Source organism: Xanthobacter autotrophicus (assembly GCF_030015065.1).
GTDB lineage: Bacteria > Pseudomonadota > Alphaproteobacteria > Rhizobiales > Xanthobacteraceae > Xanthobacter > Xanthobacter autotrophicus_D.
In genome coordinates, this window is sequence record NZ_JAIVFN010000010.1 from 55,905 (window position 1) to 63,342 (window position 7,438).

Genomic DNA, 7,438 nt, shown 5'->3' on the forward strand with positions numbered 1-7,438 from the left:
CCCCACCACGCTGCGCCCCGACACCACGGCCGGTCCCGCAAAAGGGGGCTCCAAAGGAGGCCACATGCTCGCGCGCAACGCCAATCTCCTCGTCGCGGCGGCAAGCCTCATCCTCTTGCCGTCCGTGCTCTCGGCGCTCGGCCTCACCCTCACCTCGGCCACCGACGTGGTGCTGCTGGCCATGGCCTGCATGGCGCTGAACCTGCTGGTGGGCTACACCGGCCTCGTCTCCTTCGGCCATGGGGCGTGGTTCGGGCTCGGCGCCTATGCGGCGGCGCTGCTCCAGCAGAAGCTGCTGCCGGGCTGGGGCGTCGCGCTGGCCCTGCCGGCCGCCCTCGCGGTGACGCTGGCGGCGATCCCCATCGGCTTCGTGGTGCTGCGGCGGCGCGGCGTCTATTTCTCCCTGCTGACTTTGGCCTTCACCGCGCTGCTGTTCTCCATCGCCTTCCGCTGGACCGATGTGACCGGCGGCGAGAACGGCCTCGGCGGCGTGCGGCGCGGGCCGTTCTTCGGCCTCGACCTCGACCAGGGCGTCGCCTTCTACGCCGTGGTGGCGGTGGTGATGTTCGTGGTGGTGTTCAAGCTTCAGCGCTTCGTGCGCTCGCCGGTGGGCTCGGTGCTGGTGGCCATCCGCGAGAACGAGCAGCGGGCCCGCTTCATCGGCTACGACACGCGGCTCTACAAGATCTTGTGCTTCACCCTCTCGGCCGGGCTCACCGCGTTTGCCGGGGCGCTCATGGCCTTCAACCACCGCTTCGCGTCCGCAGACCCCATCGCCATCGCCTTTTCCGGCGAGCTTCTGGCCATGGTGGTCATCGGCGGCATGCGCAGCTTCCTCGGCCCGGCGCTGGGCGCGCTGTTCTTCGTGCTGTTCCGCGAATTCCTCTCCATGTGGACCAACAACTGGCTGTTCTATTTCGGCCTCTTGTTCATGGCCTTCATCGTGTTCTCGCCCACCGGCCTCGTGGGCGTCGCCGGCCGGCTTCTGGCGCCGCTGCGGCGGAAGACGGAGGAGGCCGCCGCCATGGGCAGCCGCGTGGGGGCGGAGGTGCGGGCGCTGCCGGCGGGGCTCACCGCCCGGCCGCGGTGGGACAGCACCGCCCCCATCCTCGAGGCAAGGGGCCTCGTGCGCAGCTTCGGCGGCATCAAGGCGGTGCGGGAGGGCGCGGTGGCGGTGAAGGACCGCACGCTCCACGCCTTGATCGGCCCCAACGGCGCCGGCAAGACCACCACCTTCAACATCATCTCCGGCATGTTCCCGCCCAGCGCGGGCGAAATCCGCCTCGCTGGCGAGCGCATCGACGGCCTCGCCCCGGAGGCGGTGTGCATGAAGGGCCTGTCGCGCTCGTTCCAGATCACCAACCTGTTCCCCACGCTCAGCGTGGAGGAGAACCTGCGGCTCGGCGTGCAGGCCACCCACAAGAGCCGCCTCGACCCGTGGCGGGATGCGGCGTCCATCCCCGAGATCGTGGCCGAGACGCGGGAGATGGTGGCCTTCCTCGGCGTCGCCGGCATGGAGAAGGCGGAGGCCGGCGCGCTCTCCTATGGCGGCCAGCGCCTGCTCGACATGGGCCTCGCGCTGACCTCGCGGCCGCGCGTGCTGCTGCTGGACGAGCCTTTGGCCGGCCTCGCCGCCGCCGAGCGCACGCGCGTCTCAAACCTGATCAAGCAGATCTCGGGCGAGGTGCCGGTGCTGCTCGTCGAGCACGACATCGACCGGGTGTTCGAGCTGGCGGACGCCGTCACCGTCATGGCCGATGGCGCGGTGCTGGTGGACGGCACGGTGGAAGACGCGCGCTCCAACAAGCGGGTGCAGGAGGTCTATATCGGCTCGGGGGCGGCCGCCCTCGCCGCGCGTGACCTTGAATCCGCCGCCACCGACACCCCCATGCTCACGCTGTCGAAGGTGGACGCCTTCTATGGCAAGAGCCGCATCCTCACCAGTGTGTCGCTGGAGGCGAAGGAGGGCGAGATCCTCGCCCTGCTGGGCCGCAACGGCGCCGGCAAGTCCACTTTGCTCAAGACCATCACCGGCATCGTCAAGCCGGCGTCGGGCTCCATCGTGCTGGCGGGCGACGAACTGGCGGGCCTCTCCTCCGCCGCCATCGCCCGGCGCGGTGTCGGCTACGTGCCGCAGGGCCGGGCGCTGTTCCACGGCATGAGCGTGCGCCACAACCTGGAGCTCGGGCGGCTGAAGCGCATCACCGGGGCCGGCCGGCACTTCTCCGAGGAGGAGGTGCTGGACCTCTTCCCCCGCCTGAAGGAACGGCTCGACACGGCGGCGGACCTGCTCTCCGGCGGCGAGCAGCAGATGGTGGCGGTGGCCCGCGCGCTCATGGGCGACACCCGCGTGCTGCTCCTGGACGAGCCCTTCGAGGGCCTGTCGCCGGCGGTGACGGAGGAATTGTTCGACGCCTTCGACCGGCTGCGCCGGACGCTGACGCTGGTCATCGTGGACCACCATCTCGACGTGGTGCTGAACCTCGCCGACCGGGCGGTGGTGCTGGAGCGCGGCGAGGTGATGCACGAGGGGCCCGCCCGCCCGCTGGCCCGCGACCTCGATCTGCGCCGGCAGGTGCTGTGGCTGTGAGGTCCGGGGCGGCGCGCTTCCGCACGGGTTCATTCTGAAGAGGCCATGTCCATGACCAAGATCGCCATTATCGGTTCCGGCTTCATCGGCCGCGCCTGGGCCATCACCTTTGCCCGCGCCGGCTTCGACGTGGCGCTGGCCGACCACGCGCAGGGCGCCCCCGAGGCGGCCCTCGCTTATATCGACGGCGTGCTGCCGGACCTCGCCGACAACGACCTGCTCAACGGCGCTTCCCCGCAGGCCGTGCGTGCGCGGCTGTCGGCTGCGGCGTCCTACGCGCAGGCGCTGGACGGCGCAGCCCACGCGCAGGAGAACGCGCCGGAAGACCTCGCCATCAAGAAATACCTCTATGAGGAGCTCGACGCCCTCGCCGGCCCCGACACGGTTCTCGCCTCCTCCACCTCGGCGCTCCTGCCGTCTTTGTTCTCGAAGCACCTGAAGGGCCGGGAGCGGGTGTGCGTGTGCCATCCCATCAATCCGCCCTACCTGATCCCCGCGGTGGAGGTGGTGCCGGCCCCCTGGACCTCGTCCGACACCATGGCCCGCGCGGGGGACCTCATGCGCGCCGCCGGCCAGTCGCCCATCGTGATGAGACAAGAGCTGGACGGCTTCGTGATGAACCGCATGCAGGGCGCCCTGCTGGAGGAGGCCTTCCGCCTCGTCGCCGACGGCTATGCGAGCGTGGAGGATGTGGACATCGGCATCCGCGAGGGCCTCGCCCTGCGCTGGTCGTTCATGGGGCCGTTCGAGACCATCGACCTCAACGCACCCGGCGGCGTCGCCGATTATGTGGCGCGCTACCAGCAGATCTACGAGCGCATCTCGCCGGACCAGTGGCGCCGCGTGGACTGGGCCGGGCCGGTGCTCGAAACCGTTCTGGCCGAGCGCCGCGCCCGCCTTCCCGAAGACGGACTCGCCGAGCGGCAGGTGTGGCGCGACCGCCGCCTCATGGCGCTCGCCGCCCACAAGCGCCGCGCCGCGAAGGATATCGGCGCGTGAGCCACGCCCCCACGCATTTCCCTGTTTCCGAAGAGGCTTGAAAGACCATGGCCGAGACCGCCGCCGCGAAGTCCACCTCAAAGGTGATCATCACCTGCGCCGTGACGGGGGCGATCCACACCCCCACCATGTCGCCCTACCTGCCCATCACGCCGGACGAGATCGTGACGGAGGCCCTCGCGGCGGCCGAGGCCGGCGCGGCCATCCTGCACCTGCATGCCCGCAACCCGGAGACCGGCCAGCCGGACCAGACGCCGGAAGGCTTCTCCCGCTTCCTGCCGCGCATCAAGCAGGCGACCGGCGCGGTGATCAACATCACCTCGGGCGGCAGCCCCTACATGAAGGTGGAAGAGCGCGTGCTGCCCGCCGCCACCTTCAAGCCGGAGGTGGCCTCCCTCAACATGGGGTCCATGAATTTCGGGCTGTTCCACCTCGCCGACAAGTACAAGGAGTTCAAGCATCCGTGGGAGAAGGCGCATCTTGAGAACACGCGCGACCTCGTCTTCCGCAACACTTTCAAGGATATCGAGTACATCCTCTCCACCTGCTACGACAACGGCACCCGGTTCGAGTTCGAGTGCTACGACATCGGGCACCTCTACAATCTCGCCCACTTCCTCGACCGGGGCCTCGTGAAGCCGCCTTTGTTCGTGCAGTCGGTGTTCGGCCTTCTGGGGGGCATCGGCCCGCATCCGGAAGACGTGATGCACATGAAGCGCACCTGCGACCGGCTGTTCGGCGACAAGTATCGCTGGTCCGTGCTGGGGGCGGGGCGCAACCAGCTTCCCATCGCCGCCATGGCCGCCGCCATGGGCGGCAACATCCGCGTGGGGCTGGAGGATTCGCTGTGGGCCGGGCGCGGCAAGCTCGCCACCTCCAACGCCGACCAGGTGAAGCTCGCGGTGAAGATCATCGAGGGCCTCGGCCTCCAGGTGGCGAGCCCGGACGATGCGCGCCAGATCCTCGAGCTCAAGGGCGCGGACAAGACCAACATCTGAGGAGAGGGGCGGGGCCTTCGCCCCGGCTCGTTCTCGGTGCCCTGGTGCGAGGATCAACCCACCTGGGCCGGGCGCCGTTCCTGGCGCAGGTGGGCCGACACATCAGCCGCCGGTGCGCGGACCGGTTCCGCGCACCGGCGGCTGTGAAAAAGTGACGTGAGGTGGCGGCGGATGGCCTCGGCAGACGACGGCTTGTATCGTAAAGCCTGGCTGTCGCCTGAAAGCACGGCGCCAGCGTCAGGATCAAATATGGTCACGCGTTCTCCCAGCGGCTCGGATCTCGATGAAGCGAAGGCGTTCCTCGCGCGCTATCCCGATCTGAAGGGCATCGACATCATCCTGACCGACTATCACGGCATCGGCCGCGGCAAGACCATCCGGCGCCACGAGCTGGAGGCCCTCTACAGCTCCGGGCGGGGCATGCCTGCCTCCCTGTTCGGGCAGGACGTGGCCGGCGACGACGTGGAGGACAGCGGCCTCATCCTCACCGACGGCGGCGGCGACAAGATCTGCTGGCCCATCCCCGGCACCCTCGGCCTCATGCCGTCCACCGGCCGGGGGCAGGTGCTGGTGAGCATGTATGATACCGACGGCACGCCGCTCCATGTGGAGCCCCGCCACGCGCTGGCGCGCCAGGTGGCGCGGGCCCGCGCCGCCGGCTTCGAGCCCATGGGGGCGCTGGAGCTGGAATTCTACCTGGTGGACCGCGAGCGGGATGCCCGCGGTCGGCCCCAGCCGGCGCGCTATGCCCTCACCGGGCGGCGGTCGCTTAACACCAACACCATGTCGGTGGATGAGCTGGACGAGATGTCGCCTTTGTTCGACGCCATCTATGCGGGCGCGGCGGAACTGGGCGTGCCGCTGGAATCGCTCATCTCCGAATATGCGCCGGGGCAGTACGAGCTGACCATCCGGTATCGCGACCTCACGCGGGCGGCCGATGACGTGATCATCGCCAAGCGGCTGATCCGCGCCACCGCGCGCCGCTTCGGCATGGAAGCCTGCTTCATGGCGAAGCCGTTCGGCACCCTGTCCGGCTCGGGCATGCACCTGCACCTGTCGCTGGCCGGCCTGGACGGCGCCAATCTGTTCGCGGACGAGCCTTCGGGCGCGCTCAGCCCGCTCATGCTCCATGCCATCGGCGGCATCCGCGAGACCATCGCCGACACCATGCTGGTGCTGGCGCCGTTCCTGAATTCCTGGCGACGGTTCGCCGCGGTGGTCTATTCCCCGGTGTCGGATACCTGGGGCGTCGAGAACCGGACGGTGGCCGTGCGCGTGCCCTCCGGCAGCGGCAAGGGCAGGCATTTCGAGCACCGGGTGGCGGGGGTGGACGCCAACCCCTATCTGGTGGCGGCGGTGACGCTGGCCGGGGCGCTCGACGGCATCGCGCAGCGCCGCGATCCCGGGCCGCCGGCGGTGGGGAACAGCTATGCCGGCGCGCGGGCGCCCGATCTGCCACGCAGCTGGCTCGATGCCATCGACCGCTTCGAGCGGTCGGCTTTCGTTAAGGATGCGCTGGGGGAGGAGTTGCATCGCAGCTTCGCCGCCATCAAGCGGGCGGAGTGGCTGCGCCTCGCGCTGGAGGTGTCCGAGGCCGAGTGGGAGCTCTACGGCTTCACGGTCTGAGGCACGGGGGAGGGGGCCGCCTTGCCCTTGACCGGCTGCCCGCGCCGCAGGAAGGCCTCGATCATGTCGGCGATGGCCGGCGCGGAGGTGTCGCCCTCGAGGCTCTGCGCGGCCCTGGCGGCGAGATCCTGCGGCAGCACCGCGCCGCGCGCCTTCAGGAGATCGGCGCCGAAGGCCGGGGTGAATTCCGGATGGGGCTGGAACGACAGCGCCTTCTCGCCATAGGCCAGCGCGGCGAACCGGCAGAAGGGCGAGGTGGCGATGACCTCGGCGTCGGCCGGCTTCTCCACCACCTGGTCCTGGTGCCACGCCACCAGGCGGGCGTCGTCCAGCAGGCCCTCCACGGCATAGCGTTCGACGCCCACCGACCAGCCGTCGGCGAATTTCTCCACCTTCCCGCCCAGGGCCTGCGCCAGGATCTGGTGGCCGAAGCAGATGCCGACGAGAGGCACGCCGGCGGCATAGGCCCGGCGCAGGAAGTCCTCCAGGGGCGCGATCCATGGATGGGGCTCGTAGACGCCGAACCGCGAGCCGGTGATCAGCCAGCCCTCGGCGTCATTGACGCTCGACGGGAAGACGCCGTCGAGGACGGGGTAGGTGACGAACTCGAAGCCCCGCCCCGCGAGCAGGCGCCGGAACATGGCGTCATAGTCGCCGTGTTGCTCGTGCAGATCGTCCGGCGCACGCCCGGTCTGAAGGATGCCGATCTTCATGCCGCGGTCCTCACTTTGCCCGTTCCCCTTAGAGGGCGATTCACCGATCAGATTGCGATGCAATCTGATCGGTGCGTGCTCTAGATGGGGGCGGGCAGGCACGAAGAGAATGCGGCATTGCGCGTGCCCGGAGCAATTTCGCCTGGAGCCGGTGCCGCCGGCAGTGCGTGACGAGGGGGAGGTAGCCGCGGGCGACTTATCCCCAGGGCGTCTCGTGCATAAGTTATTACTCCAATGAGAAAATTCAGGTGGTGGCCGGCGCCTCCGGGTGGCCCCTGTCATCCGGTTTTCATTTTTTCCAAACATCGCCGTTGACAGCTTCGGAGGGGATCGCCTATAAACCGCCCATCGACGACGCGCTGCCGCCGCCCACTGGACGGACGACGGTGCGTCTCCGACGCTCCTCACGACAGGATGTTGTGAAGCCGCCGGTTCAGAAGCCGGGGGATTTGGCGTCGGTTCCATTCTTCGGGATGGGTGAGGGCTTATGTCCTCGGGCTGTTTGACAG

5 protein-coding genes are annotated in these 7,438 nt (G+C 69.1%); 4 read left to right on the forward strand and 1 reads right to left on the reverse strand.

Annotated elements, in window-relative coordinates; genetic code table 11:
* The first annotated feature begins 64 nt into the window (after positions 1 to 64).
* The 4 genes from K9U40_RS04295 to K9U40_RS04310 all read left to right on the forward strand — a co-directional run bounded on the left by K9U40_RS04295 (position 65) and on the right by K9U40_RS04310 (position 6,216).
* Positions 65 to 2,590: a branched-chain amino acid ABC transporter ATP-binding protein/permease gene (locus K9U40_RS04295; RefSeq protein ID WP_282888982.1), complete on the forward strand. Its 2,526-nt coding sequence runs from the start codon at positions 65 to 67 to the stop codon at positions 2,588 to 2,590.
* A 51-nt stretch (positions 2,591 to 2,641) separates the two neighbouring features.
* Positions 2,642 to 3,589, forward strand: coding sequence for a 3-hydroxyacyl-CoA dehydrogenase (locus K9U40_RS04300; RefSeq protein WP_282888974.1), 948 nt, complete (start codon positions 2,642 to 2,644; stop codon positions 3,587 to 3,589).
* A 47-nt stretch (positions 3,590 to 3,636) separates the two neighbouring features.
* A complete protein-coding gene (locus K9U40_RS04305; protein WP_282888975.1) occupies positions 3,637 to 4,587 on the forward strand; it encodes a 3-keto-5-aminohexanoate cleavage protein in 951 nt (316 codons plus the stop codon).
* Positions 4,588 to 4,836: 249 nt separating this feature from the next.
* Positions 4,837 to 6,216, forward strand: coding sequence for a glutamine synthetase family protein (locus K9U40_RS04310; RefSeq protein WP_282888976.1), 1,380 nt, complete (start codon positions 4,837 to 4,839; stop codon positions 6,214 to 6,216).
* On the opposite strand, the gene K9U40_RS04315 is transcribed toward K9U40_RS04310, so the two are convergent.
* The gene (locus K9U40_RS04315) at positions 6,198 to 6,929 is read right to left on the reverse strand and encodes a type 1 glutamine amidotransferase (RefSeq protein ID WP_282888977.1); all 732 of its coding nucleotides are present in this window, start codon (positions 6,927 to 6,929) and stop codon (positions 6,198 to 6,200) included. The genes K9U40_RS04310 and K9U40_RS04315 overlap by 19 nt on opposite strands.
* Between the last annotated feature and the right edge of the window lie 509 nt (positions 6,930 to 7,438).